The organism is Ensifer adhaerens (assembly GCF_002940685.1).
Taxonomy (GTDB): Bacteria; Pseudomonadota; Alphaproteobacteria; order Rhizobiales; family Rhizobiaceae; genus Ensifer; species Ensifer adhaerens_E.
Genome location: NZ_PNFP01000022.1, coordinates 65,961 through 91,959, shown reverse-complemented (window position 1 = coordinate 91,959; position 25,999 = coordinate 65,961). Strand labels below are relative to the sequence as shown.

Sequence of the window (25,999 nt, the reverse complement as noted above, 5' to 3'; positions counted from 1 at the left end):
CCCGTGTGCAGGATTGCAAAACGATACAGGTCGGTATATTTAAGCACTAATCGATACGGATCTGTATCGTTTACTGGCCAATCGGGAGAATGGCCCGACGCCACCAACCAGGAGAAGACTATGCCTCGTGATCTCGCACACCAAAGCGCGGCGCGGCCGCGTGTCCACGCTCGTTCCGCCGCCGCGCTCGATCTGGTTGATAACCACGGCCAGGCGGTCACTGCGGCTGGCCTTTATGGCTCGCTCGCCGTGATCTACGGCTGGTTCGGCGGCATGAAGTTCACCCGTTACGAAGCGGAGGGTCTGGTTGGCCTGGTCAGCAACAATCCTTTGCTGAGTTGGACCTATTCGCTCTTCAGCATCGAAGGCTTCTCAAACCTGCTCGGCATCCTCGAACTGAGCATCGCCGCGCTCATCGTGGCTCGGCTCATCAAGCCGATCTACTCGCTCGTCGGCGGATTGCTTTCGGCCGGACTGTTCGCAACAACGCTCAGCTTCATGGTGACGACACCCGGTGTGTTTGTGCCTGAACTCGGCTTTCCGGCGATCTCGGTCGCTCCCGGGCAGTTCCTGCTTAAAGATGTCGGGCTCTTTGCCCTCTCCTTGTGGATCGCCGTCGACTCCCTTGTGGCGCTTCGTGCGGCACGGGCGTGATTGACGAAGTGGAGATCCCGGCGGTTGGCCTCATCCACGGCAACCGAAGACTAAACGATCTCCGGCGATATGACCGGCGGAACAAAGGAACGTCTCATGATCATGCACTACCTTTTATCGAGGATCCGCGCCCACCAGCGCTACCGCCAGACCGCTCTCGAACTTGGGCGCCACAGCGATCAGCACCTGGACGACATCGGTATCCATCGTTTCGAAATCGACGATATCGCTCGTCGGCAATTCAACCTGTGACGAAGCTACGACGCGGGGCCGGTGCAACGAGGTATTGCGCAAGCACATAGGCCAGCGCCGTGGGCGGGACGAGGCAACCAGCCGCGCCGCGGATGTGGTGCGGCCAACCCGCCTCCGATTGGAGACAACGAAATGACCTATAGAAAGACTGACGAAGCAATCCGAAAACTGACGCCCGAACAGTTTCGCGTAACGCAACAGAGCGGGACCGAGCGTCCCTTCACGGGTGAGTACAACGAGAACAAGAGGCCCGGAATCTATGTCGATATCGTATCCGGCGAGCCGCTGTTTGCGTCTTCCGACAAATTCGATTCCGGCTGCGGCTGGCCGAGCTTCACCAAGCCGATCGTGACCGCCAATGTCGCGGAACTGCAGGATCGTTCCCATGGTATGATCCGCACCGAAGTGAGGTCGAAGCATGGTGACAGTCACCTTGGCCACGTCTTTCCCGACGCGCCTCGGGATCGTGGCGGCCTGCGTTACTGCATCAATTCCGCCTCCCTCCACTTCATTCCCCGCGAGCAGATGGAGGCCGAAGGCTATGGCGCGTTCATCAACCAGGTGGAGGATATCTGAATGACCGATCGAGCTGACAGAGCTGTTCTGGCCGGTGGCTGCTTCTGGGGGATGCAGGATTTGATCCGCAACCTCCCGGGCGTCATCGCGACGCGGGTGGGCTATACCGGAGGCGATGTGGCCAATGCCACCTACCGCAACCACGGCACCCATGCCGAGGGGATCGAGATCGTTTTTGATCCCGGGACGATAAGCTACAGGCGGATTCTGGAGGTGTTCTTCCAGATCCACGATCCGACCACCAGGAACCGCCAGGGCAACGACATCGGCATGTCCTACCGCTCGGCGATCTATTACGTCGACGACGAGCAGAAGAAGACTGCCGAGGACACCATCGCAGACGTCAATGCTTCAGGCCTGTGGCCGGGCAAGGTCGTGACCGAAGTGGCGCCGGTGGGAGACTTCTGGCAGGCCGAGCCGGAGCACCAGGATTACCTGGAGCGCTACCCCAATGGCTACACCTGCCACTTCCCACGCCCGAACTGGGTGCTGCCGCAGCGGTCCGCCGCTGAATAGCCGGTCGCGGAGGTCGATGCCGGAATAACGTCGGGCAAGCCGCCGGCTTGCCCGACTTGCGGCGCCGGGCTTCAGCCGGTTTTCGCCGCAGCGCCACGACGGCGGCGCTGCGGCGTCCGGGCAGCAAGCCAATCCTTGATGTCGCCCGCGTGTTCCCTGGGCGCCTTAGCGGCTGCGCGCCCGGCGATGCTTGCCAGCGTATGGCCGGCCATCACTTCTCTCGCCCGTTTTTCAGCCTCAATCATGACAGCGTGAATGGAGCAGACGCCGTCCTCTGCCCAGGCGGGTGTACGATCGCCGAACAACGCGCACTGTCCGCGGATTTCCTTGCATTCGAACAACGGCTTGCGTCCGTCGATGGCCTCGATGACATCGAGCGCGGTGATGTCGCTGGCCGGGCGCGCAAGTGCGAAACCGCCGCCGATCCCCTCCCGGGCGACGACGATGCCGGCCTTTTGAAGCTTGGTGAAAAGCTTCGCGACGAACTCGGGGGAAATCTTCTGCAGTTCGGCAAGATCGCGTGCACTCGCCGGCTGGTCAATTTGCTCCGCCTCGATCAGGAACAGGAGACAGTGGAGGGCGTATTCGACACCTGCGCTTATGTGAGCCACGGGACCACCAAAACACCGACAAAGTCAGTCGGAGATAACACCAGGCCTTCGTTCACGCAAGCCCTCCCTCGTCTTCGCCACGTTGACACTGCGTATCCGAAATCGTCCGGATTCGACATTGCTCATTTACTCCGACTAAGTTAGTCGTAGTTAAGCGACGACATTGGATCATCGCGAAAACCGTCTCCGGCCTGGAGACTTCTACCGAAACGGCAATCGCCTGATGGCTGGCCCCCGCTCAGCCAATGGCGAAGCCTTGTCTGAGGAAAAGAAATGCGTGAACGAATTCTGATTATCGGCGCTGGCTTTGCCGGAATGTGGTCGGCACTCGGCGCCATGCGGCTACTGGACCAGCAAGGAAAGGCCGACGGTTCCGTCGAGGTTGCCGTAATCGCGCCTGAGCCCGAACTGCACATTCGCCCCCGTCTTTACGAAAAGCATGCGGCGAAGATGAAGGCGCCCCTCTCCGAGATCTTCGCCAATGCCGGCGTGCGTTTCATCAAGGGCTATGCGACGTCGATCTCGACGGCGGACAACGCCGTTACCTATGCGGATGACGACGGCCGGGAGACGACGATCGGCTACACCAAGCTTGTTCTCGCAACCGGCAGTGTCCTGTTCCGCCCGGATATCCCGGGCCTCGCCCACGCCTTCAATGTCGACCAGCTTGCCGATGCGGCGGAACTGGAGGAACATATCGCCCAATTGGGTCGTCTTCCGGAAACCCCGGCGCGCAACACCGTGATCGTCGCCGGCGGCGGCTTTACCGGCATCGAAACCGCCGCCGAATTGCCGCATCGCCTTCGCGCCGCGCTTGGAGAAAACGCAGATGTTCGCGTCGTGATCGTCGAGCGCGGCACGGCGATCGGGCCGGATCTCGGCCCCGGCCCACGCCCCGTTATCGAGCAGGCGCTATCGGAACTGGGCGTCGAGACACGCCTGCGTGCCCCGATCGTCGCCATCGACCACAACGGCGTGACGCTTTCATCCGGGGAGCGCATCGACGCGGCCACGGTCATTTGGACAGCGGGCGCCCGCGCCAATCCGATCACCAAGGAGATCGACGCGGACAAGGATTCCTTTGGGCGCCTCCATGTCGATCGAAACCTCAAGGTCATCGGCTACGCGAACGTTTTTGCGACCGGCGACGTTGCATGCGCGGCAACGGACGATCTCGGCAACCGAACGATGATGAGCTGCCAACACGCCCAGAACCTCGGGCGCTCCGCAGGGCACAACGTCGCTGCTGATCTGCTGGGCGTGACCTCCATTCCCTACAGCCAGGAGAAGTACGTTACGTGCCTCGATCTCGGCCCCTGGGGAGCGGTCTACACCGAAGGGTGGGACCGTCAGGTAAAGCTGACCGGCGCCGAGGCAAAGCAGCTGAAGACGAAGATCAACACCACCTGGATCTATCCGCCGAGTGCCGATCGCACAGCGGCTTTGGACGCTGCCGACCCGCTCCGCATCGTGGTCGCCTGATCGTGGGAGGGGCCCAGAGGCCCAAAGACGAAGCAACGACCACCTGGCACCCAGTGCACTGATCAAGTCGCGTTGGCTGCCACAAGCGAGCCCGTTCCTTCGTCCTCTCTGGAAGGCTACGGGCTCGCTGTCCCACACGACGTCATAAAAGGAGAAATGTCGTCATGAATGCACGGATCATCGTAGGCGCAGCCTACACCGCCACCGCCCTGGCCACAGGCATGCCGGCCGCCGCACATGGGCCCACCGAAACAGTCACGCCGCATTTCGAAAAGGCGATACCCAACATTCCGGGTAAAACGATGAAAGTGGTGATCGTCGACTACCCGCCGGGCGGAGCCTCCGTCCCGCACAGCCATGCAGACTCGTCGTTTATCTTCGCCCACGTTCTCTCCGGAGAAATAGAATCGAAGGTCAATGACGGCCCGACACAAACCTACCGCGCTGGTGAGAGCTGGTACGAACCGCCGGCGTCCAGGCACCTCGTCAGCCGCAACGCGAGCAAGACCAAGCCCGCAAGGCTCCTTGCTGTCTTTGTCCTTGATAGCGACGACAAAACGCTGACAACGCCCATCAAGTAAACCCGGCTTAAGGAACCGAACAAATGAGCAAGCGTCTCGACTACAACCAGATCGCACCGGCTGGCGCAAAAGCCCTTGGCGGTGTCTACGGCTACGTCCTGCAAAGTGGCCTGCCGCCAGTGCTGGTCGAACTGGTCTATCTCAGGATCTCGCAGATCAACAATTGCGCCTACTGTCTCGACATGCATACGCGCGATCTTCTGAAGAAGGGCCAACAGATCGAAAAGATCGCCTTGGTCCAGGCATGGAGGGAAGCCGGTCATCTCTTTGACGAGCGCGAACGGGCTGCCCTCGCCTGGGCCGAAACAGTCACACGCGTCGCCGAGACGGGTGTGCCGGACGAGGCCTACGAGGCCGCGCGCGCCGAGTTCAATGAGCGCGAACTCACGGACCTCACGATCGCGATCAGCCTGATGAACGCTTACAACCGCATGGCGATCAGCTTCCGCAATACGCCGCAAGCAGCGCTCGCCAGTTAACCCGCGCACTGCAGGCGCGCGATATTGGCGCGCCTGCAGTCGCCCGGTCGTCAGCATCGCTCAGCGCAGCGTTCTCACTCCCGTTCGAATTCCCGCAAGGCGACGTCTCCCGCAGCCGGTTTGAGGGCGGTAGCACTGGCTGAGATCATCCGCGATCCGTCCGAAATCATCCCATCAGTTCTATTTAAGCCAGAACCATCACGTGTTCTAATCCCGTCAGTATTCTTTTGGACAGGAGGAACTCATGACGATTCAGTCACTCGACATCTCCCGCAGTTCGCCGCTGACCCGTCGCTCGATCGCCCAATTGCCCATCAATCTGTTCGGATCGGTAATGGGCATCACCGGTTTGAGCCTGGCCTGGCGCGAGGCCACAAAGACGATCGGACTGCCGGCGCTGCCGGGCGAATACATCGGCTGGTCCGGCACTTTCATATTCCTGGGCCTTGCTGGCGCCTATGCGATCAAATGGGCTCGCCACCCTTCCGCCGTCGCAGCCGAATTCGCTCATCCGGTCCAAAGCAACTTCTTCGCCACGGTTGCCATCGGTCTGCTTCTGCAATCGGTCTTCCTAGGCCGCTATGATGCGATCGTCTCGCAAACGGTGTGGATCGCCGCCTCGGCCTTGACCTTTGCCTTGGCCTATCTCGTCACCAGAGCCTTCATCGGTCGGCAGCAATCTCGCGAAACGACCCTGCCGCCGCTGCTCATTCCGGGCGTCGCCACCCTGGACATCGCAGTCACTGGATACGCTATGCCGTTTTCCTGGGCACACGAAGTCAACATGCTGGCTTTCTCAATCGGCAGCGTCATGGCTGCAGTCTTCGTTGCCCTTATCTTCTCGCGCCTGCGACACGAGGACCCGGTCCCGGTGCTCGCCCGTCCTTCCCTGATGGTCCTGGTCGCTCCGTTCGCCGTCGGCTTCCTCGCCTACACGAACGTTACCGGCACCGTCGATCTCTTCGCTACGGTCCTGTTCTATTTCGCTTTGTTCCTGACGCTTGTCCTGTCGCCGATGGTTTTCCGCACGCATGTTCCCTTCAGCATTGCCTGGTGGGCAATCAGCTTCCCGCTTGCCGCCCTTTCGATCGCCTTTTTCCGTTACGCCCGGGCCGCGCAAAGCGATATGCTGATCGGACTGGCGGGCTTCATGTTCATTCTCCTCGTCGTCGCGATCGCCGTCGTTTTCATTCGCACCGCCAGCGCCATTCTGACCGGAAAACTTTTCGAGGTACGGTGATGTCGACGCACAGGATTGCAATCGTTGCGATGCAGGGCGTGCAGTTGCTCGACGTTGTCGGGCCGTCGGATGTCTTTGCTGAGGCGAACCGCCAAAGCGGGCGCGACTACTATTCGGTGGAAGTGGTCAGCACCTCTGGCAGTCCCGTGAAGGGGTCATCCGGACTGGCTCTCATCCCCGATCACCTTATTGACGACGAGCCGGGTGCGTTCGATACGCTGCTTGTGGCAGGCGACCCGCTGATCCAGGAACGCCCCCTCCCTGAGGCCTTGTTGCTATGGGTGAAACGAATGACCGAGCACACCGGTCGCTTCGGCTCCGTCTGCTCGGGGGCCTTCGTGCTCGGCGCGGCAGGCCTGCTGGATGGCAAGAGGGCGACGACGCACTGGTCCCAGGCAGCCGAATTCGCGAAACGCTTTCCTGACGTGAAGCTCGAACCCAATCGCATCTTTACGAAGGACGGCAACGTCTGGACCTCCGCCGGGGTTACGGCCGGGATCGATCTGGCCTTGGCCATCGTGGAAGAGGATCTCGGCCTTGAGATCGCGCTCAAGGTTGCCCGCGAGTTGGTCGTCTTTCTCAAGCGGCCGGGCGGACAGACGCAGTTCAGTACGTTGCTTGCCGGTCAGATTGCACAAAAGACACCGATCCGCGTGGCCCAGGACTTCATCGCCGACAACCTTGCAGCCGACCTGACGGTTGGCGCAGTTGCGAACCGTGTGGGAATGAGCGAGCGAAATTTCTCAAGGCAGTTCAAGCAAGAGGTCGGGATGACACCCGCCGACTACGTCGAGAGCATGAGGCTCGAGGCCGGCCGGCGATTGGCTGAGGACACCAGTATTCCCCTCAAGAAGATTGCCACGGACATTGGCTTCAACGACGACGTGGCCTTCCGGCGTTCCTTTTCTCGCCGGTTCGGCACGTCGCCCGCTGCATATCGAAGAAGCTTCGGAACGTAGAATGCCAGCGTCAGCGATCGCCTGGCGCTCGTCGCAGCGCGTGATCGTGAGGCACCGATCACTCTTTCGATTGCCCGGATTCGTTGGAAAAGTGACGCAACCAAACCTCTGTTCGAGATCTGTTGCCGGCTTCGTAGTTGCGGATTGCCTGTCCGAGTTCGGCGAAATCCGGCGTTTCCTTGTCAGCGCCAATCTCGGCGAGCCGCATCGTGTACCACGCGGTGACCCCGCCCTCCGGGGCGTCGGAGAATCTGGGAAAAAGCGGCTCGGGTTTCCGATCCGCCTTCCACAGGATGGGAAGTGAAGGCTCCAGGACGAGCGCACGCGCAAGACCGACAAAATCGACTGCACCGCTCGCCACGGCGTCTTCGGCCTGCGCACGCGTTTTGAAACCACCGGTCAGCATCAGGGGCTTGCTCGTTACGGCGCGGGCACGCCTTGCAAACTCGAGGAAGTAGGGTCCGTGTCCCGCTCTGTCGGAGGCGGACTTTGCTCCGGGGAAGTAGGTGCCGCCGCTGATGTCGATCAGGTCGATCGAAGACCCATCGAGCGCCGCCATCACCTTGAGCGCGTCATCTTCGTCGAATCCGCCCTCAAGTTCGTCTGAGGAATTGAGTTTCACAGCGATCGGGAAACGCGGTCCGACGGCAGCGCGTGTCGCCTCGACAGCCTCCAGCAACGGTCGCATACGATTGGCAATTGCCCCTCCGTATTCGTCGCTCCGCTTGTTGAACAATGGCGATAGAAACTGGCCAAGCAGGAATCCGTGCGCTGCGTGAATTTGCACGCCGCCAAAACCGGCCTGCTGCGCTAACCGGGCTGTACGGGCAAACTGCTCGGGCAATTGGCGTATTTCGTCTCGCGTTATTTCCACGCAACACAGCCCCGGCAGGTTGAAGGCGCTCGGGCCTTTCGGGCGACTGGTCGGCGCGTAGGCAAGGGCCCCGGCGTGACCGAGTTGCAGCCAGAGCTTGGTGCCGCTTTCACCGCCATGTCGGGCAAGTTCACGGAACCGCTCAAGGTCGGAGGCTTCATTGAGCACCAGATTTCCTGGATTCTCGGCGTAATCGGCCGTGAGCTGCACCTCGCCGATTATGGACAACGCCAACCCACCGGCCGCCCAGCGCTGATAGAGCCTGATCTGTTGGGCTGTCGGATGGCCCGTTCCGTCGCCCAAGGAGTCGGACATCGCCGATTTTGCAATCCGATTGCTTAGGGTGACCCCACAGGGCAATTGGAACGGTTCAAACAAGGGTGCACGTTGCATCTAAATCTCCACGTCCGTTCAGTCCTTGCGTCGGATGGCGAGCCCCCCTGGCATGCGGAGGATCCAATGAACGCAAATCTAAGGGCGTGGCTTGGCCGGCGGTACTCAGCGATATCGAGAGTCATCCTCTCATGTGGAGGCCCGGGTGCTGCCCGCAACGCCGGAATCGCCGCCACTGGCGGACGATGTTCGAAAACCTGCAAGCGCTGCACCCAAGCGACAGTACTCGACCGCGCGTCGTGCGACGCCTCGCCGTCCTGTCTTTCAAAGCGCGAAGCTTTGGGCCGTGAAGTCGCAGGCAAGCAGGCGCGGGTGGCCCCCATTCCCATCGGAGGCGGCGGATCGGGCATCCCCGTGCAGCGCCCGAGGACTCAAATTCTGTCAAGCCATGACACGGTCCCGCGAAATTCTCTTCCGCCAAGGCGCAGCCGTGACGACGTTTCGACGCACGAGGCGGCCCGATTGCCTATACGCGGCGTCCAAGGCTTGCCAAGCCTGACACTTTGAACCATTGCACTCCGATGCAAGCACTGGCCTGGCAGATGATTTGCGAGGCGAGGGATTACGGATGAGTTTTTGATGAACACGCATGTCTACCCACCGGCTTCGACTGTTGAACATGATGCCCGAGCATGGTTGAAGATCCTCGCGAAGTACCGTCAGCCCCGCATAGGGCGCAGTGCCTTTGAGCTTCTTGTCACGGCCGTCCCCTTCGCCGGCTTCTGGGCCGTCGCCTACTTTTCGCTCGCCCATGGCGTTTGGTACGGGCTGATCGCAATCGTTCCGGCCGCAGCATTCCTCCTGCGCCTTTTCATGATCCAGCATGATTGCGGTCACGGCTCGTTCTTCGCCCGTCGCAGCCTCGATGATTGGTCAGGTCGTGTTATCGGCGTGCTTACATTGACGCCTTACGACTACTGGCGCAGGTCGCACGCCGCTCACCACGCCTCGGCCGGTAATCTGGACGAGCGGGGAACCGGCGACATCACTACGCTCACGATTTCGGAATACCGAGCGCTTTCACGCATGAAACGGCTGCGCTACCGCCTGTATCGGCACCCGCTTGTGATGTTCGGCATCGGTCCCGCCTGGCTCTTTCTGCTCAAGCAGCGTGTGCCTTTCGGGATGATGAACGACGGTGCTCTGCCCTGGGTTTCCACCATGATGACGAACGCTGCTATCCTGATGTGCTCCGCCTTGGCGGCTTGGGCGATTGGGCTCGGACCTTTCCTCTTGATCCACCTGCCGATCGTGCTCTTGGCGGGCGCCGCCGGCATCTGGCTCTTCTACGTGCAGCACCAGTTCGAAGAGACGCACTGGTCGGCGGGAGACGATTGGCAGTTTCCGCGGGCAGCCCTACACGGCGCATCGCACTATGACCTGCCGCTGGTGCTTCGATGGCTGACCGGTAATATCGGTATTCACCACGTGCATCACCTGTCGAGCAGAATCCCGTATTACAGATTGCCGGAAGTGCTGCGCGACCATCCCCAACTTGCGGATATCGGACGCATCACGCTTTGGGAAAGCTTGCGTTGCGTCAAGCTCGTCCTTTGGGATGACAAACGTCAGAGGCTCGTTTCGTTCCGCGATGCCGCCAGCGGGGCCGTTTAACGGGCACCCACGCCTCATTGTTGCTCACACGCCGATCCCAGGATCGGCGCTGATCGGCCCAATTTGCGCGGCTAGGCATCGGGGATCATGTTGTAGCTTCTGACCAGGCTGTTGTAGCGCTCTTGCAGTTTCGAAAGCTGCGCCTGAACAGATTGCTGATCCGGCTTGTTCGCAAGCAGCCGTCGGAATTCCTTCAGATCCGCCAGGAAGCTATTAAAGTCGCTGGATAGCGAAAACCATTTCGGGCTGTTGCCCAGCTTGGTTTTGACTTCGGGGTGCGCCTTGGCAAAAGCATCAGCCTTGTCGAAGGCCGCCTGATAGTCGCGCTCGATCGTCTCCACAGACTGCGGGTCCAGTTTTCCAGCATCGACCAGGTTGCTGACGCCATCGATGGCGCGGCGCGCCGAGATCGAGACATTGAGCGTCTGCCAGCCGAAATTCTCCGTCCCGTATGCGTGCTCGATCGCAACCAGCCGCTTCTCGCGCAGCATGTTGTTCCGATCCGACACGACCTGCCTTAGCTTGTCCTCGGCCTCGAAGAGCGTATTGAAGAGCGGCATCAACTGCCCATCGAGCGCCTTGCCCTTCTCCATGCCATCATCGACGTTGTCCTTGCGGCTGTAATAGGTATCCGCCTCGTTCATCACGGGGATCAGATTCTCCAGCGTGTCGGCGAAAACCTTGCCTGGATCGTCCAGACCTGCATCCGCCGGCGCCATGGCAATCGCTCCCCTGAGACCTTTGATGCAATCGCGCGAGATCGAATTGTTCTGCTCGAACACCTGCAACTTGAAGCTGGCCGCGATCCTGGTCGTGCCGGGCGTCTGCAGCATTTGTGGGTATTCGTTGACATATGCCGCAGCATGGCTGCGCAGCGGACCGGCCACGTCGTTGAGGCAACCGATGACGGGTTGGAGCTTGTCTTCCAGTTGCGCATCCTGTGACTGGAGTGCGGCTTCGCCATCCCCGAGGACCGAGGCACCCGATGCACCAACCTTCATTTCCTGCGGCAGCCAGTCGTTGAGTTTTCCTGATGCATAGGCTCCGCCGAGAGCGATGACACCGCCCAAGATAGCGATACGTGCCACGTTTTTCATTTAAACTCCGTGAGAAAACTGGGATCGAATAGTCAGATATTATGCCTCGCGGCTGCCACACGGGCAGTAGAGCGACGGCCCCCGTGGCGATTGTGGCGAGAACAGGTGCTATCCCTACTTCAGTGCCGCGATGATAGCGTCGACCGCCGTGCAATCCTCTTCTGACGGCTCCGATCCCGCCCGCGCGTCGATAGCCATTGCCGCGTCGTGCGCCGTCTTGACCCGAGCAATCGTCGCCGGAGACTGGTCCTTCATGAGCATGGCGGAGGTCAGTTCCGCAACCTCACCAGTACGTCGGTTGAGCTCGAGCTCGGTGCAAGCTCCGGCTGCCGAAGCGTCGCCGGCCTCGTGCCCTTCGGTGCCACCGGCTGAACTTGCACCGGCGGCAAGCAGGCTCACGGTCGAGACGGCAAGATCGCAAGCGGGGGCGAATTGCTCCGCCTTGTCTTCACGATAGACGCACTCGAAATTGTAGGCTTTGCCGTCGCGCACGGTGAAGACGTAGCGATTGATCGAGACGGTTTTGAACCTTTTGTTGGTGAACACCATATCGACGGCCGGCTGGCCAAGCATGGTCGTCAGCGCCGATGATCTGAACTTGATCGAAGGCAGGACGGCTATGGCCTTCGTGAACTCATCGACGATGGTCTGGCGACTCTGCTCGCTTACGACCGCAATGTCGCCAGGATCGCGCGGCCCAAGGAAGGTGATGAGCACATCGCCGTTGTTCATGGTCGAAGCTGTAACGCCCGTCACATCGCCGGTCCCATCGGCAAACATATGGCTCAACGTGAAGTCATGCGGATACTGGAAACTGTACGCCCCATCGGCGGGCACAAAGGTCTGGGTGTCCTGCGCGAAGCCCCCCGTGGGCGTGGCGAGAACGAAGGCCAACAGTGCGGTACGAAAGACAAAAGACATGACACTCCGTTTGATAAGCAGCCTGCGAGGATAAAGACGTTTCTCTCGGACAGGTTTGATTGACAAGGGGTGGGTGAAGAGGCGGAGGGCATCAACCACAGCGATTATTGCGGGCGACTGATCTTGGGGCGGTCGAACTCGACGCCCATCTCGGTGCGGAGGCGTGTTTCGCGACGGCAAACTTGTTGTCGGTGACGAATAGACCCGCAGCGCCTACGCCTACGTTTCGATACTCTGGACTGCGTGCGGCGCAACCGACACGCTCATTGTTGGTCTCCTTGAAATCGCTGACAATTGCTCTTGGTCCTGTTCGCGCAGCGTTGTTCGTCGACACCTATCATAGGGATAGGATGCTGCTCCCCTCCACTTCCGGACAGTCAGCCAGACCATTTGCGCTACGCAAGGTGGTGGCGATGCCTGATCGACACCCGCGCGCATAGCCTGGAATCTCCGGCGAATTCGGACCTCGAAAAAGATCACGCAGGAGGATCAATGCAAAAGGCATGCGCCTTTCGGAGCGCGCAACGAGTACCCACGAGAGGTTCGCGTTCTATGGACCGGCCAGTCGATCTTGGCCTTGCCTTTGGATTTCATCCGAACCGGCTGATTCGGGGGTCGGTAACCGCATCTCAACGTTTGACCTTGTAGCGTCGAGCGATGTCCTGGAATGACCTGAGAAAAGCGCTCGCGACGACATTGCTGAGCTTCGTGATGCTTGCAGCTATGGCCACCGCATCACTCGGCGCGGCCGAAACGACGGACGTTCGGAGCTCTTGTTGGACGTCCAGCAGTTTGTCGGACGACTTGGTGACGGTCGTCAACACACCCGGGCGCTGGACGTGCGGAGATCGGATGTATTCGCTTGAAGGCGAGCGGACGCTGCTGCGTTTTGAGATTGGTCCGAACGAAGTCCTTCCCCGATATCTGTTTTCAAGGCGAAGTGCACTCGTCGCTGTGCATCTGCTGGCGATCGATCGAGACGGTGCGATACGCCAGACGTCTGTGCCGGCCGGTGAACTCAAGAGCGCGCTGTCTGGCGGGTATTTCAAGGCAGCTCTGCCCGACGTAACCGATGATACGCGAGAGGTCGTCGTCGCGTTCGATTTGCCGAGCCACCGGATGACGCTGGAGAGAGCCTATCTGTCACCGTCTGACCTTGTTTTGGGCCGGGAGTTCCTGAAGTCCTTGCTTCTCCTGGCTACCCTTGCCGGGATGCTGTCCATGCCGGTCATTTTCAACGCGGCCTTCTACCGGATCCTGCGCGAGCCATTCCTTCTCTGGCATTCCATGCTCACGATCTCCTTGCTGCTGACCATCCTGGTCTCTTCGGGACTTGCCGTCGTCCTCTTCGACCCGCCGGCAATGACGTTGAGCTGGATGACGACGGTGATCTTCGGCGTTACGGTCGCTTCAGGTGCGATGTTTACCCACAGCTTCATCGAACCCGGCCGCATGCATCCGCTCCTGCGGCGTTCGCTGCTATATTGCGCCGCCTGGGCGATGTTTCTGAGCTTGTCTCACGCCGCATTTCCGTTCGTAGGACGCGCTGTTCAATCGTCCATCTACACGGCGGCTTTTGCTCCGGTGGTCATCATCTTCATGCTGTCAGTTGCCGACGCACTGCGGCGCGGAAGTCGAGCCGCCAAGTTCCAGGCGATCGGCTATACCCCTGTCATCATGGCCGGGTTGGTACGCTTGGCAACGGGCGTGCTTCCCTGGTTGGAGAGCAACGACGCTATGCTCCTCTTCTACGCGGGGTGCGCATGCGAAGTCTTGTTCACCGCCCTCGGTGTGGCGGACCGTTTCATGACGATCAAGCGCCAGCGAGACAGCGCCCGCTTCGAGGCAGACGTGCTTGAGCGTCTGTCCGAACGCGACGCATTGACCGGATTGCTCAACCGGCGCGCAATCGAGCAGAATTTCGAGACGTTTCGCGGCGAGGGCTTCGGCACACTTGCGGTGCTCGACCTGGACCACTTCAAGGCAATCAATGATGTTCACGGCCACGTGGTCGGCGACGCCGTGCTGAAAGCCGTGGCCGAAGCGCTACAGGCGGACCCGCAGGTTCACGCGTTCCGCCTCGGCGGCGAGGAGTTCGTGCTTCTTGCGCGCGGCGAAGATGCCCAGGCTCGGGCGGAGCGCCGCCGCCAGGCAATTCCCCTCGTCGTCGCCAATTCGGTTCCACGCCTTGGGCGACCCGTGACCGCCAGCATGGGAGTGGTGCGTGCGTCTCCAAAGACTGATGTTGATTTCGCAGAACTCTACGAACAGGCCGACAAGCTACTTTACGATGCCAAGCTTTCGGGCCGCAATCGAACCAAAATGGCGTTGATGCCAGGATCGAGGCATCACGTGGACCCGGTCTTTGGTACTTTGACCAAATAGCCTGCATGCTTCCGCATTCCTAAGGCAGCGCTCGGCGGCGGTCTCCGAGCTTTGCGCCCTTGAGTCGAACTGGCGCTGCCCTTTCGAATTCCGAAAATCGACTTGCAGCTCAAATGCCTTAACCGGCGCGTCGATGTCATCGGCGAAGGCCATTCAGGAAGGCATCGATCCCCACGAGCACACGACGCTCCAAACCCGCCACCTGGGTGGCAACCCGCAATGCCTGGTTGCCAGCCGCCTCATGATTCTTGATGATCTTGAAACTGGCCGACTGATACCGCTATTTCCTGTTGCTTATCCCGAGGCAAGCGCGATCTACGCAGTTTCCCCTTCGACGAAGGCGCTCTCGCCAGCCGTGGGGAGCCTGCTCGAATACCTGACCGAGGTTCTGTGCGAGAGCGGCGACCAGTCCCGAGTGGACGCGCCACTAAGAACGGCTGGATCGAGTTGATCCAAAATCCGATGCCGAACTCCCCGAAACCAGGGACGTGTCAGCACGAGCGTCGTTGACGTTGCCGGTAAGATCGTGAATCGGTCGATGAACGGGCAGACGAACCGGATCACGAGCTACGGACCCACAAGACCCAACCAGCCAATGCTGCCACCTTCACTTGTGGCGATGCGGAGCGACCGGGGCGGTGCGAGCCGCCGAGTGAATTCGAAAATCAGAGCCAGCTGCGCCCATCCGGTCCACTGCACCAGTAAGGCGGAGGTGTGCCTTCGAACCTCGATTGCATCTTCTGGCAGCCCCATCTCCGCAAGGGGAGCGGCATGTAGCCATTCAGCGCGATTCCTACCTCGTCATAAGGGCTTTCGCCAAACGCGACATACATGTACCAGCGCCCACCAAACATCACCACGACCGCAACGGAAATGACGATAACAACTTGAACCAACTTCTTGATATTAAATCTCCTTCAGTATCTGAAGCTGCCTTCTATATGGGTTTGCCTCTCGCGTTCAAGGGCCTGGTTCGCCTTTGCGCCTGCGTCGAACGGCGCCAGCAAACGCAGCTTAGGGCATGCACCCGGACACCTCGCGCCGGCAGCAACGGACCGACGTGAACGCCAAGACAAAACCCGCCGAAATATCGACGGGTTCGTCAACGGTCAGAGGCGACGACGAAATCGCCGCCGTGTGCACCACGATACCGTCAGGCGTTACTCGAAGTCCTCGTCGGCATATAGCCTTATGTTCTTGACCTCTTCGATCGTTTTCGCGCCACCGAGCATCATGTTGATGGTCAGCTCCTTGTTCAGCTGATGAACAACGGAATTGACCCCTTCGGAGCCGCCGAGGTACCTGCCGCCGGCAATAGCCCGCGACCGCTCAAGACACAGCAGACGCAAGTTTACCCTCGGGCGTGAAACGCCATCTTGGAGGCTGAACCCAACGAGGCTCGGCAGACAGTCTGACGGGCGCCGGTCCGACGCTCGTCGTTGAATGGTCACGCGGCGGCCACGAGGCACGTCAAAGTGCGATAGAAAAATGCACTTCAGTCTTTGCGTGCACCTCGTCAACGCTTACACCGGGGGCAAGCTCCACCAAAGTCAACGCGGCCTCGCCGCGCCTTGCCACCGTGAAGACGGCGAGGTCGGTGATCACGAGATCCACGACGCGGCTACCGGTCAGCGGCAGGGTGCAGTGTTTCAACACCTTGGATTCGCCGCGCGCCTCGTGTTCCATGACGACGACGACGCGTTTGACGCCGGCGACAAGGTCCATCGCGCCGCCCATACCCTTGACCATCTTGCCGGGAATCATCCAGTTGGCGAGGTCGCCGTTCTCCGCCACCTGCATCGCGCCGAGGATGGAGAGATCGATATGCCCGCCGCGGATCATCGCGAAGCTGTCAGCGCTGGAGAAGAAGCTGCTACCGGGAAGCTGGCTGATCGTCTGCTTGCCGGCATTGATCAGATCGGCATCCTCATCGCCCTCATAAGGAAAGGGGCCCATGCCGAGCATGCCGTTCTCGCTTTGCAGCGTCACATGCATACCGGCCGGGATGTAATTGGCGACCAGCGTCGGGATGCCGATACCGAGGTTAACGTAGAAGCCGTCCTGCAACTCCTGTGCGGCGCGTGCCGCCATTTCGTCCCGTGTCCAAGCCATTAGTTAACCCCCTCCTGTTCCCGTGCCCGCACTGTGCGCTTTTCGATCCGTTTCACCACGTCCTGCACCTCGATGAGACGCGAGATATAGATGCCGGGCGTGTGTATATGGTCAGGATCGAGGGCGCCGGGGTCGACCAACCGCTCGACCTCCGCCACCGTGGTGTGGGCTGCGGTCGCCATCATCGGATTGAAGTTGCGCGCCGTCTTGCGATAAACGAGATTGCCGTTCGTATCGCCGAGATAGGCGTGCACCAGGGCGAGATCGGCGAACAGGCCGGTTTCCATGACGTAGAGGTCGCCGCTGAATTCACGCACGTCCTTCCCTTCGGCGATCTCCGTACCGACACCCGTCCTGGTGTAGAAGGCAGGGATGCCAGCGCCGCCGGCGCGGATGCGCTCTGCGAGCGTGCCCTGCGGATTGAATTCGATTTGAAGCTCCCCGGCAAGATATTGCTGCGCGAAGAGTGCATTCTCGCCGACATAAGACGAGATCATCTTGTCGACCTGACGCGTTTCCAACAGCAGTCCGAGGCCGACGCCATCGACGCCGGCGTTATTGGAGATGATGGTCAGCCCGCGCGCGCCCGACAGGCGCACGGCACCAATGAGCGTTTCGGGGATGCCGCAAAGGCCGAAGCCCCCCGCCATGATCGTCATGCCGTCCTTGAGCAGCCCCGCCAGGGCCGTCGTCGCATCACTGTAGATTTTCCGCATGCTGCCTCCCACAGGACTGATTGCGGAAGAAAGCTACGCCTTGAACAGGGGCGCCTGTTAGCAGTATTTCTACTGCATGAAGCAACGTGCCACGACAATCGCGGGCTCAACGGGAGAGGCGCACCTGCGCTTCTCGCTGGAGGAGATCCCCGTGCCGATGGTCTATGCGACCCACCGGATCATCCGCGACTGCAACAATGCCTTCGCCGAGCTGTTCGGATACGGCCGCACTGACTTGATCGACCGCAGTTTTGCGGTCCTCTATCCGAAGATTTCCGACTTCATCCGCACCGGCAGGATGTGGCTCGAACACCTTCCGGGAAGCCGCAGCTATTATGACGAGCGCATCATGATGGCCGTAACGGGCCAGCGCTTCTGGTGCCAAGTGACGGGCAAGAGCTTCCAGCACGAGGATCCCTTCGCGCATGCCCTCTACTGTTTCCAGAGATTGAATCGTCCGACAACCAGCCCGCAGGTTTCCCTCACCGAACGCCAACATCAGATCCTCACGCTGGTTTCGCAGGGCAAGACCAATGCCCGTATCGCCAAGGAGCTGGACCTCTCGGTGCGCACCATTGAGTCCCACCGCGCCCGCCTGATGAAGATTACCGGCTGCTGCAACTCAGCTCAACTCACCACATGGTTCGTCTACGGACCGTCGAATGACAGCAACTGATTTGGTTGAGTGAGGACACCCGGCGGGCGTGCGAAAAGTCATAACGAGAGCCGACGTGACGCAGTTCTTGCCGGGTGCGCGCCCGCGATCGTTTCGCTCACGTCGCATTTCTCGTTGGCTGCAGCGGGTTCCGCACCCCTCGTCTGCCTACGGCTTCGCATGCCCGACACGCGGGTGTCTGAACGCCTTGATGGTTCCTCGCCGCCGTCGAAGCGCAACCGTTCTTCGACAACCGGGAGCGTAGCCGCGTGGCGCGATGCCGGCCCAGACCGCGGCGCATGGCCTCCATTCGTCATTCGGCCGCTTCCTTGAGCGTCATCTCGGCGGCCTCGACCGCTGGCCGTTCGTCGGCGCGGGCTGGCAGCCGCCAGCCCTTCACCAGTCCGTAGATTGCCGGGATGACGGCGAGCGTCAGCACCGTCGACGAAATCATGCCGCCGATCATCGGCACGGCGATGCGCTGCATGATTTCCGATCCGGCCCCGGTACTCCAGAGGATCGGCACCAGCCCCGCGGTGATCGCGACCACCGTCATCATCTTCGGTCGCACCCTTTCCACGGCTCCGACCATGATCGCGTGATGCAGGTCGTCCCGCGTGAAGGCGCGCTTTTCGCTGGCGCATTCTTCACGCCTCTCGCGAAGCGCCTGGTCGAGATAGATCAGCATGATTACACCCGTCTCAGCCGCCACGCCGGCTAGCGCAATGAAGCCGACGACCACCGCCACCGATGCATTGAAGCCCAACCACCACATCAGCCATATGCCGCCAACGAGCGCGAAGGGCAGCGACAGCATGACGATGAGGGTTTCCGTCAGTGCCCTGAAGTTCAGGTAGAGCAGCAGGAAGATCAGCGCGAGCGTCAGTGGCACGACGATTGCGAGGCGCGCCTTTGCCCGTTCCAGATATTCGTACTGCCCGCTCCAGGCGACCGAATAGCCCGATGGTAGCGACACGGTCTTTGCGACGGCCTCCTGAGCTTCGGCGACATAGCCGCCGAGGTCGCGGTCGGCAATATCGACGAAGATATAGACCGCAAGCTGGCCATTCTCGGTCCGGATCGTCGTCGCACCGCGTTCGAGCTTGACGTCGGCGACCGCGCCGAGCGGCACCGTACCGCCGCCGGGAAGCGCGACCTGGACATCACGGGCGATCGACTGCGGATCGCTGCGGAAGGCCCGCGGGTAACGGACGGCAACGCCGTAGCGCTCCCCTCCCTCGACCGTCCGGGTGACCACTTCGGACCCAAGCGCCGTGGAGATCACATCCTGGACGTCGCCGATGCTGAGGCCGTAGCGCCCGAGTGCCGTGCGGTCAGGCACAATGTCGAGGAAGTATCCCCCAATGATACGCTCGGCATAGGCGCTCGACGTGCCGGGGATCGCCTTCAACACCGTCTCGATGTCGCGCGCCATCCGTTCCATCTCCTTGAGGTCGCTCCCGTAGACCTTCACGCCCACGGGCGTGCGGATGCCCGTCGACAACATGTCGATGCGGGCGCGGATCGGCATGGTCCAGGCGTTTGAGACACCGGGAAACTGCAACGCCGCGTCCATCTCCCGCTTGAGGCTGTCGATGGTCACGCCCGGACGCCATTCCGACTTCGGCTTCAGGGTGATGATCGTCTCGAACATCTCCGTCGGCGCGGGGTCGGTGGCGGTCAGCGCCCTGCCCGCCTTGCCGAAGACCGTCTCGACCTCCGGAAAGGACTTGATGATGCGGTCCTGGGTCTGCATCAACTCAGCCGCCTTGCTCACCGACAGGCCGGGCAAGGTCGTCGGCATGTACATCAGCGTGCCTTCGTTCAAGGTCGGCATGAACTCGCTGCCGATCTGGCGCGCCGGCCAGACCGTTGCGGCGAGGGCTGCGACCGCGAGCAGGATCGTGATGGTCTTTGCGCGCAGCACGCCGGCAATGATCGGGCGGTAGGTCCAGATCAGGAAGCGGTTGAGCGGGTTCTTGTGCTCGGGCACGATCCGGCCACGCACGAACAGGACCATCAGTGCCGGAACGAGGGTCACCGACAGCAGGGCTGCCGCCGCCATCGCGAAGGTCTTCGTGAAGGCAAGCGGTCCGAACAACCGCCCCTCCTGCGATTCCAGTGTGAAGATCGGCAGGAACGACACGGTGATGATCAGCAGGCTGAAGAACAGCGCCGGGCCTACTTCGCTTGCCGCTTCGATCAGGATCTCGGTACGCGGCCTGTCGGGTGGCGCGCGCTCCAGGTGCTTGTGGGCGTTCTCGATCATGACGATCGCCGCATCGATCATCGCACCGATGGCAATCGCTATGCCGCCGAGGCTCATGATGTTCGCCCCGATGCCGAGCGCCCGCATCGCGATGAAGGAGATCAGGATGCCGATCGGTAACATGATGATGGCGACGAGCGCGCTCCGCACATGCAGGAGGAAGGCGATCGTCACCAGGGCGACGATGATCGACTCTTCGACCAGCGTGCCCTTGAGCGTCTCGATCGCCGCCTTGATCAGCTCCGAACGGTCATAGACCGGAACGATTTCGGTGCCAGCCGGCAGGCTATCCTTGATCGCCGCCAGGCTCTTCTTGGTGCTATCAATGACGTTGAGGGCGTTCTCGCCGACCCGCTGCAGCACGATGCCGCTTGCGACCTCGCCTTCGCCGTTGAGCTCGGTGATGCCACGTCGCTCGTCGGGGACCGTTTCGACCCGCGCGACGTCGCCGAGGCGCAGTGGAGCTCCGCCTTCGGTCATCAGCACGATGTTCTCGATGTCCTTGATGCCTTGCAGATAGCCGCGGCCGCGGACCATGAATTCGAATTCCGAAATCTCGACTGTTCGCCCGCCGACGTCCCGATTGCTGGCGCGGACCGCGTCGACGATCTGTTTCAGTGTCACGTTCTGGGCGCGCAGGCGCGCCGGATCGACGACGACGGAATACTGTTTGACGAAACCGCCGACACTCGCCACCTCTGCGACACCATCGGACTTCGAGGCGGCGAAGCGCACGACCCAGTCCTGCAGCGAGCGCAGCTCGGCGAGCGACAGCTCTTTGGCAACAAGGGCGTATTGGTAGACCCAGCCGACACCTGTGGCGTCCGGGCCGAGGCTCGGCGAGACGCCGTCGGGAAGCCGGCTTGCGGCGGCGTTGAGGTACTCGAGCACACGACTTCGCGCCCAATAGGGATCGGTCCCGTCCTCGAAGATGACGTAGACGAAGGAGATGCCGAAGAACGAGAAGCCGCGCACGACCTTCGACCGGGGGACTGTCAGCATCGACGTCGTCAGCGGATAAGTGACCTGGTCCTCGACCACCTGCGGTGCCTGGCCGGGATAGTCGGTGAAGACGATAACCTGCACGTCAGAGAGGTCGGGGATGGCGTCGAGCGGAAGCGAGCGCAGCGAGTAGATCCCCGCGGCGATCGACAGTGCTGCGCCGACGATGATCAGCACCAGATTGCGGGCAGACCAGGCAATGACGTTCGCGATCATGGCTTCACCTCGCCCGCCGTGAGGACGTTCAGCGCCGCATTGAGGTTGCTCTCGGCATCGAGCAGGAAGTTCGCGGAGACGACGATCTTCTCTCCGGCTTCGACCCCTTTCCTGATCTCCGTCCGGTCGTCGCCGCGCATTCCGAGTGTGACGTCGCGCGGTTCAAAGCGGCCTTCTCCCCTGTCGACGAACACCACCTGCCGGTCGCCCGTGTCGATGACGGCGCTGTTGGGCACCGCGACGACCGGCGCCTGTTCGCCCGAGGCGATCTCGACTTCGGCGTACATGTTCGCGAGCAGCAGACCTTCGGCGTTTGAAAGCTCGATCCTCACCTTGGTCGTTCGCGTTTGCGACTGAAGCTCGGGATAGATCAGATCGACAGTCCCCTCGAAGGTCTTGCCTGGCAAATTCCTCACCCGGACTGTCGCCTGCGCGCCCTTGCGGATGGTGGCGGCGTCGAATTCAGGAACGTCGGCGACCACCCATACCTTCGACATGTCGGCAATGCGGAACAGGACGTCGCCCGCTTCCGCCATCATGCCCGTCGTCGCGCTGCGCTCGAGAACCACGCCGTCGCTTGGCGACAGATAGGCGATGCTTCTGGGAACAGTCCGGCTTTGGGCGATCGCTTTGACGGTCTCTTCCGGCACACCGAGATTGCGCAGTTGCAATGCACCGCCGACATCGAGGTCCGGTTTGCCGCCGCCGCGTAGTTCCGTGGCGTATTCGGCCCCGGCCCTGGCGATGTCCTTGGAGAAGAAGCGGAAGAGTTCGTCGCCCTTCAGCACCCGGTCGCCGGTCGTCACATCGGCGACGCCCTCGATGAAGGCGTTGACGCGCATCGAGACGATCCGGACGAGCCGCTCGTCGAATGTGATCGTTCCCGGCACCCGCACCTGGCGGCTGACGATGGCGTTCTCCGCCGTCGCCGTCTTTACTCCGGTCCGCTGAAGCTTGCCGAGTGAGACCTTGACGACGGAGCTGTCAGCCTCCTCGCCGTCATAGACGGGAAGATAGTCCATGCCCATGGTGTCCTTCTTCGGCACCTTCGACGTATCCGGAAGGCCCATCGGGTTGCGGTAGTAGAGGATCTTTCGCTCGCCCGTGGTCGGCGGCGCTTCGACCTTTTCAGCCGTGGCCTTCTTCACCGTCTCGAATGCGACGTCCTCGCTCTCGCGAACGCCGATGAAATCACGACCGTCGGCGGTTTTCCTCGGCGTTGCAGCATATTCCGGTAGGCCGTCCGGATGCCTGTAGTAGATGACCTTGCCAGCCGGCTCGGCTGCTGGTGGCATGGTTTCCCCGAGCGCCTGCTCGGAGATGATCTTGTTGATGTGGGTGGCAAGACCGTGCGTGCCAGCCGCGTACCCTCCCCCGCCGGCGATGGCGAGGGAGCTGAAGAGGAGCAGAAATCTGGACGTGGTCACGGCTGTGCCTGCAGAACCAGTTCGCCCTGGACGGTTTCGGTCTCACCCTGGACCTTGGCCGCCAGCTTGAAGCGCCATCCGCCCTCCATGCTGAGATTGGTCTTGAACGAATAGATGCCGGCTTCCGTTGACGGTTGGGATTCGACCGGCGCGGTCATCGCCTCCATTCCCTCCGGTGCCATGTCCATCCTCGTGCTGAAGATGACCGCGTCCGGCACGGGCTTTGCTGTCCTCTTGTCGATCAGGCGCACGGCGACGGTCGCCTCGGGACCGTGCGGGACTTCAGACTGCACGAGCTGGAACTCGTAGTCGGTCGCGGCGGCGAAAGATGTGGTGGTTGCAGCCAGAATGATGGCAGCCGAACCGAGGATCGTCCTCGGAGAAAAGATGTTTGTCATGTTGAAATCTCACGCAAGGACCGGCGCTTCGGGCCGCGTCCATGAAAAACTACGGTCGGAAGGACGCTCTCCGTCTGGAAAGCGGCCGTCCGGTTTCATTCAGCGAGTGAGATCAGGCTTTGGGAGGTCGCGCCGGCGGCTCGACGAGGGCAGACGGCGGGCGGTTTTCCTGGAGGACCGGATGCGAGAGGTCGCGTGTCGACAGATCGACGCGCCAGCTACAGGCCTTGCTGCCGTGCGCGAGGATGAGCGAAGAGCAGACGAGCGCAAGCGGACACGTCTTTCCGCAATCGTTCTTCTGAGCAGGTTGCTGCTCCGGGCAGCAGGGCATGTCGCCCATGCCGGCCATCGCATCCATCTGCATTTCGGACGAAAGAGCCATGGCGCTCGCAGCCGTGCCGACACTCACGGGACCAAGCACGACCCCGAGCAACGCCAACAGACAGAAAAAGCGCCGGAGCGCAACGACTACGAACATGCGCTTATGCTTGCATAGCCCGATGCGCATTGGAAGACGGTCACGGAAAGTTGCGACTGACCGCCGCTTCGGAGAACTGCAACGCCTTGAACGGAGACAAACCACGGACCCTGTCGTTGCACTGAGGCTTACGCCGCAAGCACCGTTCGGGGAGCGCTCGGCGAACGCGGCACGAGAACAGTGCACGCTGACGCACGGGAAATCCGACGAAGATCGCGACCAATTTCGCACACCAGCTAGGCTGCTCGAGCAACAGCAAGTGCCCGTCCGAGATCCGCCTTGAGGTCGTCAACATCTTCCAATCCGATTTGAAGGCGCAAGACCGGCCCTTCGGTCGGCACGGGCGTCACCTTGCGCTCGTGAAGATTGACGTGAAGCGCGAGCGAGGCAAATCCGCCCCAGGAATACCCCAAACCAAATATCGTTAGCGCGTCCAAAAAAGCCTGGGCTTTCGCCTTGAACCTGTCTTCATGCTCCGCGCGAAGGACAATCGAGAAGACGCCGCTGGCTCCCTTGAAATCACGCTTCCAGATGTCGTGGCCGGGAAAACTCGGCATCGCGGGGTGCAGAACACGGGCGATGTCATCGCGTCCTTCGAGCCATGTCGCAATCTCAAGCGCGCTCTTCTGGTGGCGGTCCAGGCGAATTCCAAGTGTTCGCAAGCCTCGAAGGACCTGATACGCGTCATCGGGTGCAGCACAAAGACCAAGCAACCCGTTCACCTCCTTCAACCGCGGCCAATGTTCATTGTTTGCCGACACCGTTCCAAACAGGATGTCGGCATGGCCGGCCGGATATTTGGTGGACGCCTGGATGGAAACATCGACCCCGAAGTCGAGCGGCCTGAAATAGATCGGCGTCGCCCAGGTATTGTCCATCGTGACGATCGCCCCGCGACGGTGAGCCACGGCGACGATTGCGGGAATGTCCTGGATCTCGAAGGTGTTGGAGCCTGGTGCCTCCGTGTGGACAAGCCGGGTGTTGGGTTTAAAAAGCGGCTCGATGTCCGCCCCCAGCGAAGGATCGTAATAGTCCACTTCGATATTGAGGCGCGCCAGCATGACGTCGCAGAACTGGCGGACATTGCCATAGACGGAATCGACGATCAGCGCGTGATCTCCGGGGGAGAGATAGGCAAGCAGCGGCACGGTGACGGCGGCAAGACCGGAGGGCACAAGGATCGTGCCGGCCGCCCCCTCCAGTTCGTTGACCGCGTCACACAGTGCGTCCGTCGTTGGCGTACCGCGCGTGCCGTAGGTGTACTTCTGCCCGTGCGTTTCCATCGTATGCGCGTCGGGAAAGAGCACAGTCGACCCGTGAACGACCGGTGGATTTATGAAGCCGCGCTGACCGGCCGGGTCATGTCCAGCCTTGATCAACTGTGTCTGCGGACCAGGCTTGGCGCTGGCGTTTGCTTTGTCATTCATTGTCGCATGCTCTTTGGAGGATTGAGATCGATCGAGAGGCTATGGCCGGTCACCACCCAGATGGCGCTCCAGGAAGGACAGGTTGTCCTGTCCCCAATAGAGTTCACCATCATAGCGGTAGGTCGGGAAGCCGAAAACACCGCCTGCAACGGCATGATCGCGATCACCCACCCACTTTGCCTTGACGTCTTCATCCGCCTCGCGCCGGACGAGGGCCGTACCGTCAAGACCCGCGGTCCGCGCGATCGCTTCGCGCACATCCGGACTGCCAATGTCCCTGGCCTCGGCCCAGAAAGCATGTTGCAGCGCGCTTGTGAGACTGATCCAGTCCTTCCCGTCGAGATAGGCCGCTATCACGATCAGCGACGCGGATGTCGGGTCGGCAAGTCCGCCTCTCCCGTCAAGTCGTAGCAGCTTTGCGCGCACGCGCGCCCACCGGGTCAGGTCTCGCGTCCCATAGGCGCGGCGGACATCTGGTCGATTTCGGGAGAAAATCCCGCCATTCTCTTCGATGACGGTAGCAAGATAGGGCTTGATCTCCGCACCATGGCGCGTAGCAAGCCCGACCAGCGTGTCGAAGCCGATATGGGACCACGGCGAGCCGATGGAGAAGAAGTAGTCGATCGTCTTTGGCACTCATATGTTCCTGTTTTGCGAGGCCTCAC

At 61.1% G+C, this 25,999-nt stretch carries 26 protein-coding genes; 13 read left to right on the top strand and 13 right to left on the bottom strand.

The window, feature by feature from the left end:
• Nucleotides 1–120 precede the first annotated feature (120 nt).
• The 4 genes from C1A35_RS31465 (at nt 121) to msrA (ending at nt 1,998) form a co-directional block, all read left to right on the top strand.
• On the top strand, nt 121–654 hold the full coding sequence (locus tag C1A35_RS31465) for a YkgB family protein (protein WP_104668163.1): 534 nt from the start codon (nt 121–123) through the stop codon (nt 652–654).
• Between the two features lie 96 nt (nt 655–750).
• Entirely contained in the window at nt 751–906 is a 156-nt protein-coding gene (locus C1A35_RS31460) for a DUF1127 domain-containing protein (protein WP_104668175.1), read from the top strand.
• A 132-nt stretch (nt 907–1,038) separates the two neighbouring features.
• Nucleotides 1,039–1,482: a peptide-methionine (R)-S-oxide reductase MsrB gene (gene msrB, locus C1A35_RS31455; RefSeq protein WP_104668162.1), complete on the top strand. Its 444-nt coding sequence runs from the start codon at nt 1,039–1,041 to the stop codon at nt 1,480–1,482.
• Nucleotides 1,483–1,998 carry a peptide-methionine (S)-S-oxide reductase MsrA gene (msrA, locus tag C1A35_RS31450; protein ID WP_104668161.1) on the top strand — a complete coding sequence of 172 codons (516 nt, stop codon included), beginning with the start codon at nt 1,483–1,485 and terminating at the stop codon, nt 1,996–1,998.
• A gap of 71 nt (nt 1,999–2,069) precedes the next feature.
• Here the strand turns inward: msrA and C1A35_RS31445 are convergent, their stop codons facing one another.
• The gene (locus C1A35_RS31445) at nt 2,070–2,609 is read right to left on the bottom strand and encodes an RrF2 family transcriptional regulator (RefSeq protein WP_104668160.1); all 540 of its coding nucleotides are present in this window, start codon (nt 2,607–2,609) and stop codon (nt 2,070–2,072) included.
• A gap of 273 nt (nt 2,610–2,882) precedes the next feature.
• On the opposite strand from C1A35_RS31445, the gene C1A35_RS31440 reads away from it, so the two are divergent.
• The 5 genes from C1A35_RS31440 to C1A35_RS31420 all read left to right on the top strand — a co-directional run bounded on the left by C1A35_RS31440 (nt 2,883) and on the right by C1A35_RS31420 (nt 7,350).
• The gene (locus C1A35_RS31440; protein ID WP_104668159.1) at nt 2,883–4,091 is read left to right on the top strand and encodes an NAD(P)/FAD-dependent oxidoreductase; all 1,209 of its coding nucleotides are present in this window, start codon (nt 2,883–2,885) and stop codon (nt 4,089–4,091) included.
• 164 nt (nt 4,092–4,255) lie between these two features.
• Entirely contained in the window at nt 4,256–4,672 is a 417-nt protein-coding gene (locus tag C1A35_RS31435; RefSeq protein ID WP_104668158.1) for a cupin domain-containing protein, read from the top strand.
• Between the two features lie 23 nt (nt 4,673–4,695).
• Nucleotides 4,696–5,151 (top strand): carboxymuconolactone decarboxylase family protein, encoded by a 456-nt coding sequence (locus tag C1A35_RS31430; protein ID WP_104668157.1) that lies wholly within the window; start codon nt 4,696–4,698, stop codon nt 5,149–5,151.
• A gap of 244 nt (nt 5,152–5,395) precedes the next feature.
• Nucleotides 5,396–6,391: an SLAC1 anion channel family protein gene (locus C1A35_RS31425; protein WP_104668156.1), complete on the top strand. Its 996-nt coding sequence runs from the start codon at nt 5,396–5,398 to the stop codon at nt 6,389–6,391.
• Entirely contained in the window at nt 6,391–7,350 is a 960-nt protein-coding gene (locus C1A35_RS31420) for a GlxA family transcriptional regulator (RefSeq protein WP_104668155.1), read from the top strand. The genes C1A35_RS31425 and C1A35_RS31420 overlap by 1 nt, the downstream gene beginning before the upstream one ends.
• A gap of 58 nt (nt 7,351–7,408) precedes the next feature.
• On the opposite strand, the gene C1A35_RS31415 is transcribed toward C1A35_RS31420, so the two are convergent.
• Nucleotides 7,409–8,617, bottom strand: a complete 1,209-nt coding sequence (locus C1A35_RS31415) for an NADH:flavin oxidoreductase/NADH oxidase family protein (RefSeq protein ID WP_104668154.1) — start codon at nt 8,615–8,617, stop codon at nt 7,409–7,411.
• Between the two features lie 579 nt (nt 8,618–9,196).
• Between C1A35_RS31415 and C1A35_RS31410 the strand changes: the two genes are divergently transcribed.
• Nucleotides 9,197–10,231, top strand: a complete 1,035-nt coding sequence (locus C1A35_RS31410; protein WP_104668153.1) for a fatty acid desaturase — start codon at nt 9,197–9,199, stop codon at nt 10,229–10,231.
• Between the two features lie 71 nt (nt 10,232–10,302).
• Here C1A35_RS31410 and C1A35_RS31405 read toward each other — a convergent pair whose 3' ends face one another.
• Nucleotides 10,303–11,232, bottom strand: coding sequence for a DUF3829 domain-containing protein (locus tag C1A35_RS31405; protein ID WP_272939279.1), 930 nt, complete (start codon nt 11,230–11,232; stop codon nt 10,303–10,305).
• A 210-nt stretch (nt 11,233–11,442) separates the two neighbouring features.
• Entirely contained in the window at nt 11,443–12,249 is an 807-nt protein-coding gene (locus C1A35_RS31400) for a hypothetical protein (RefSeq protein ID WP_104668151.1), read from the bottom strand.
• A gap of 852 nt (nt 12,250–13,101) precedes the next feature.
• Here C1A35_RS31400 and C1A35_RS31395 point away from each other — a divergent pair.
• Both C1A35_RS31395 and C1A35_RS31390 read left to right on the top strand, forming a co-directional pair.
• Complete coding sequence (locus C1A35_RS31395) at nt 13,102–14,634, top strand: sensor domain-containing diguanylate cyclase (protein WP_234823073.1); 1,533 nt, start codon at nt 13,102–13,104, stop codon at nt 14,632–14,634.
• A 133-nt stretch (nt 14,635–14,767) separates the two neighbouring features.
• A complete protein-coding gene (locus C1A35_RS31390; protein ID WP_104668149.1) occupies nt 14,768–15,085 on the top strand; it encodes a hypothetical protein in 318 nt (105 codons plus the stop codon).
• A gap of 709 nt (nt 15,086–15,794) precedes the next feature.
• Here the strand turns inward: C1A35_RS31390 and C1A35_RS31380 are convergent.
• The 3 genes from C1A35_RS31380 to C1A35_RS31370 all read right to left on the bottom strand — a co-directional run bounded on the left by C1A35_RS31380 (nt 15,795) and on the right by C1A35_RS31370 (nt 17,462).
• Nucleotides 15,795–15,983, bottom strand: a complete 189-nt coding sequence (locus C1A35_RS31380) for an alpha-hydroxy-acid oxidizing protein (RefSeq protein ID WP_199773079.1) — start codon at nt 15,981–15,983, stop codon at nt 15,795–15,797.
• Nucleotides 15,984–16,104: 121 nt separating this feature from the next.
• The gene (locus C1A35_RS31375; protein ID WP_104668147.1) at nt 16,105–16,746 is read right to left on the bottom strand and encodes a 3-oxoacid CoA-transferase subunit B; all 642 of its coding nucleotides are present in this window, start codon (nt 16,744–16,746) and stop codon (nt 16,105–16,107) included.
• Complete coding sequence (locus tag C1A35_RS31370) at nt 16,746–17,462, bottom strand: CoA transferase subunit A (protein WP_104668146.1); 717 nt, start codon at nt 17,460–17,462, stop codon at nt 16,746–16,748. The genes C1A35_RS31375 and C1A35_RS31370 overlap by 1 nt, the downstream gene beginning before the upstream one ends.
• A gap of 76 nt (nt 17,463–17,538) precedes the next feature.
• Here C1A35_RS31370 and C1A35_RS31365 point away from each other — a divergent pair, with 76 nt between their 5' ends.
• A complete protein-coding gene (locus C1A35_RS31365; RefSeq protein ID WP_234823072.1) occupies nt 17,539–18,138 on the top strand; it encodes a PAS and helix-turn-helix domain-containing protein in 600 nt (199 codons plus the stop codon).
• 292 nt (nt 18,139–18,430) lie between these two features.
• On the opposite strand, the gene C1A35_RS31360 is transcribed toward C1A35_RS31365, so the two are convergent.
• From C1A35_RS31360 to C1A35_RS31335, 6 genes are all read right to left on the bottom strand, one after another.
• Nucleotides 18,431–21,604, bottom strand: a complete 3,174-nt coding sequence (locus C1A35_RS31360) for an efflux RND transporter permease subunit (protein WP_104668145.1) — start codon at nt 21,602–21,604, stop codon at nt 18,431–18,433.
• On the bottom strand, nt 21,601–23,031 hold the full coding sequence (locus C1A35_RS31355; RefSeq protein WP_104668144.1) for an efflux RND transporter periplasmic adaptor subunit: 1,431 nt from the start codon (nt 23,029–23,031) through the stop codon (nt 21,601–21,603). Before C1A35_RS31355 ends, C1A35_RS31360 begins: the two co-directional genes overlap by 4 nt.
• A complete protein-coding gene (locus C1A35_RS31350) occupies nt 23,028–23,429 on the bottom strand; it encodes a FixH family protein (protein ID WP_104668143.1) in 402 nt (133 codons plus the stop codon). Before C1A35_RS31350 ends, C1A35_RS31355 begins: the two co-directional genes overlap by 4 nt.
• A gap of 112 nt (nt 23,430–23,541) precedes the next feature.
• Nucleotides 23,542–23,907, bottom strand: coding sequence for a hypothetical protein (locus C1A35_RS31345; protein WP_234823071.1), 366 nt, complete (start codon nt 23,905–23,907; stop codon nt 23,542–23,544).
• A 236-nt stretch (nt 23,908–24,143) separates the two neighbouring features.
• Nucleotides 24,144–25,334: a cystathionine beta-lyase gene (locus C1A35_RS31340; RefSeq protein ID WP_104668141.1), complete on the bottom strand. Its 1,191-nt coding sequence runs from the start codon at nt 25,332–25,334 to the stop codon at nt 24,144–24,146.
• A gap of 39 nt (nt 25,335–25,373) precedes the next feature.
• On the bottom strand, nt 25,374–25,970 hold the full coding sequence (locus C1A35_RS31335) for a 2-hydroxychromene-2-carboxylate isomerase (RefSeq protein ID WP_104668140.1): 597 nt from the start codon (nt 25,968–25,970) through the stop codon (nt 25,374–25,376).
• Nucleotides 25,971–25,999: the final 29 nt, after the last annotated feature.

What these genes read in the sequence shown, in the direction of transcription:
- C1A35_RS31430 (WP_104668157.1), top strand. Translation starts at nt 4,696, where the DNA reads ATGAGCAAGCGTCTCGACTACAACCAGATCGCACCGGCTGGCGCAAAA.
- C1A35_RS31410 (WP_104668153.1), top strand. Translation starts at nt 9,197, where the DNA reads ATGAACACGCATGTCTACCCACCGGCTTCGACTGTTGAACATGATGCC.
- C1A35_RS31420 (WP_104668155.1), top strand. Translation starts at nt 6,391, where the DNA reads ATGTCGACGCACAGGATTGCAATCGTTGCGATGCAGGGCGTGCAGTTG.
- msrA (WP_104668161.1), top strand. Translation starts at nt 1,483, where the DNA reads ATGACCGATCGAGCTGACAGAGCTGTTCTGGCCGGTGGCTGCTTCTGG.
- C1A35_RS31460 (WP_104668175.1), top strand. Translation starts at nt 751, where the DNA reads ATGATCATGCACTACCTTTTATCGAGGATCCGCGCCCACCAGCGCTAC.
- msrB (WP_104668162.1), top strand. Translation starts at nt 1,039, where the DNA reads ATGACCTATAGAAAGACTGACGAAGCAATCCGAAAACTGACGCCCGAA.
- C1A35_RS31415 (WP_104668154.1), bottom strand. Translation starts at nt 8,617, where the DNA reads ATGCAACGTGCACCCTTGTTTGAACCGTTCCAATTGCCCTGTGGGGTC.
- C1A35_RS31370 (WP_104668146.1), bottom strand. Translation starts at nt 17,462, where the DNA reads ATGCGGAAAATCTACAGTGATGCGACGACGGCCCTGGCGGGGCTGCTC.
- C1A35_RS31345 (WP_234823071.1), bottom strand. Translation starts at nt 23,907, where the DNA reads ATGTTCGTAGTCGTTGCGCTCCGGCGCTTTTTCTGTCTGTTGGCGTTG.
- C1A35_RS31350 (WP_104668143.1), bottom strand. Translation starts at nt 23,429, where the DNA reads ATGACAAACATCTTTTCTCCGAGGACGATCCTCGGTTCGGCTGCCATC.
- C1A35_RS31395 (WP_234823073.1), top strand. Translation starts at nt 13,102, where the DNA reads ATGTATTCGCTTGAAGGCGAGCGGACGCTGCTGCGTTTTGAGATTGGT.
- C1A35_RS31440 (WP_104668159.1), top strand. Translation starts at nt 2,883, where the DNA reads ATGCGTGAACGAATTCTGATTATCGGCGCTGGCTTTGCCGGAATGTGG.
- C1A35_RS31360 (WP_104668145.1), bottom strand. Translation starts at nt 21,604, where the DNA reads ATGATCGCGAACGTCATTGCCTGGTCTGCCCGCAATCTGGTGCTGATC.
- C1A35_RS31405 (WP_272939279.1), bottom strand. Translation starts at nt 11,232, where the DNA reads ATGAAGGTTGGTGCATCGGGTGCCTCGGTCCTCGGGGATGGCGAAGCC.
- C1A35_RS31375 (WP_104668147.1), bottom strand. Translation starts at nt 16,746, where the DNA reads ATGGCTTGGACACGGGACGAAATGGCGGCACGCGCCGCACAGGAGTTG.
- C1A35_RS31340 (WP_104668141.1), bottom strand. Translation starts at nt 25,334, where the DNA reads ATGAATGACAAAGCAAACGCCAGCGCCAAGCCTGGTCCGCAGACACAG.
- C1A35_RS31465 (WP_104668163.1), top strand. Translation starts at nt 121, where the DNA reads ATGCCTCGTGATCTCGCACACCAAAGCGCGGCGCGGCCGCGTGTCCAC.
- C1A35_RS31425 (WP_104668156.1), top strand. Translation starts at nt 5,396, where the DNA reads ATGACGATTCAGTCACTCGACATCTCCCGCAGTTCGCCGCTGACCCGT.
- C1A35_RS31365 (WP_234823072.1), top strand. Translation starts at nt 17,539, where the DNA reads ATGAAGCAACGTGCCACGACAATCGCGGGCTCAACGGGAGAGGCGCAC.
- C1A35_RS31390 (WP_104668149.1), top strand. Translation starts at nt 14,768, where the DNA reads ATGTCATCGGCGAAGGCCATTCAGGAAGGCATCGATCCCCACGAGCAC.
- C1A35_RS31400 (WP_104668151.1), bottom strand. Translation starts at nt 12,249, where the DNA reads ATGTCTTTTGTCTTTCGTACCGCACTGTTGGCCTTCGTTCTCGCCACG.
- C1A35_RS31435 (WP_104668158.1), top strand. Translation starts at nt 4,256, where the DNA reads ATGAATGCACGGATCATCGTAGGCGCAGCCTACACCGCCACCGCCCTG.